Origin of the sequence: Streptomyces sp. NPDC101152, from assembly GCF_044768275.1 — a bacterium.
Taxonomy (GTDB): Bacteria; Actinomycetota; Actinomycetes; order Streptomycetales; family Streptomycetaceae; genus Streptomyces.
In genome coordinates, this window is record NZ_JBIWPO010000145.1 from 1 (window position 1) to 1,379 (window position 1,379).

At 63.4% G+C, this 1,379-nt stretch carries 1 protein-coding gene; it reads left to right on the top strand.

Annotated features, from left to right (window positions below; translation table 11 throughout):
- A partial coding sequence (gene ltrA / locus ACIRVK_RS45535; protein WP_404258063.1) for a group II intron reverse transcriptase/maturase occupies nt 1-1,268 on the top strand: 1,268 nt, incomplete at its 5' end.
- Nucleotides 1,269-1,379 lie beyond the last annotated feature (111 nt).

Below are 1,379 nucleotides of genomic sequence, written 5' to 3' on the forward strand. Positions count from 1 at the left end.
TATGGGCTGCGGCCAAGCAGTCGCCGGAGCGGCGTTTCCATGCCCTGTATGACCGTATCCACAGAGGTGACGTTCTGTGGGAGGCGTGGGAACGGGTTCGGGCCAACAGGGGAAGTGCCGGGGTGGATCGGGTCACCCTGGCGTTTGTGGAGAACGAGTACGGGGTTCGGCGGATGCTCGGTGAACTCCAGCTCGCTCTCCGCTCAGGTGCGTATCGTCCTGCGCCGGCCAGGCGTGTGGATATACCGAAACCACAGGGTGGCAGACGGCCGCTGGGTATTCCGACGGTGCGCGACAGAGTTGCTCAGCAGGCGGCGAAGATCGTGCTGGAGCCTGTTTTCGAGGCGGGTTTTCTCCCGTGCTCGTACGGTTTCCGGCCGAAGCGGTCGGCGACGCAGGCGATGGAACGGCTTCGTGTCGGCTTCGTCAAGGGGAACTGCTTTGTCGTGGAGTTCGATATCCGTAACTTCTTCGGTGAGATCAGCCATGATCGGCTGCTCGCTGAGGTGGGGCGTCGGGTGTCGGATCGTCGGGTGCTCAAGCTGGTCCGTCTGTGGCTGCAAGCGGGTGTGATGGTGGACGGTGAGGTTCAGCGGACGGTCGCTGGGACTCCTCAGGGCGGGGTCATCTCGCCTTTGCTGGCCAACATCTACCTGCACGTCCTGGACTCCGAGCTGTCCAAGCGCGGGGTGGGTGAGCTGGTGCGGTACGCGGACGACGGAGTCGTCCTGTGCCGTTCGGCGAGCCAGGCCAGGAAGGCTCTGGCTGCGGTCGGGGAGATCCTCGGCTCGCTGGGGTTGCGGCTGCACCCGGACAAGACGAAGGTGGTTGACCTCAGAGAGGGCCGGGAAGGACTCGACTTCCTCGGCTGCCACTTCAGAGCCCGCTTTTCGGGCCGGTCGTGGGAGAAGTACGGCACGGTCCGCTTCTACCTGCACCGCTGGCCCTCGCAAGCGGCGATGAAGAGACTCCGGGACAAGGTCCGTGAGCGGACTGACCGCCGTCGGTCGGGAATGGATATCCGTGACGTGATCGCGGAGCTGAATCCAGTCCTGCGCGGCTGGGGAAACTACTTCCGTACCGGGAATGCCGCCAAGAAGTTCCGCCAGGTTGACAGCCACGTGGTGTGGCGACTTCGCCGATTGATGATCAAGAAGCGGGGGCGTAACTTGCGTGGTGGGCAGCAAAATGCGTGGACGGAAGAGTGGTTTGCGGGGCACGGCCTGTACTGCCTGCGTGGCACCATCCGCTATCCGAAGACTGCGTAACCATGTCAAGAAGATCACCGGTAAGCCGTGTGCGGGAAAACCGCACGCACGGATTGAAAGGGGAATGGGGAAACGGGCTCGAAAGAGCACCGCGCCCCTGACTACCAATGG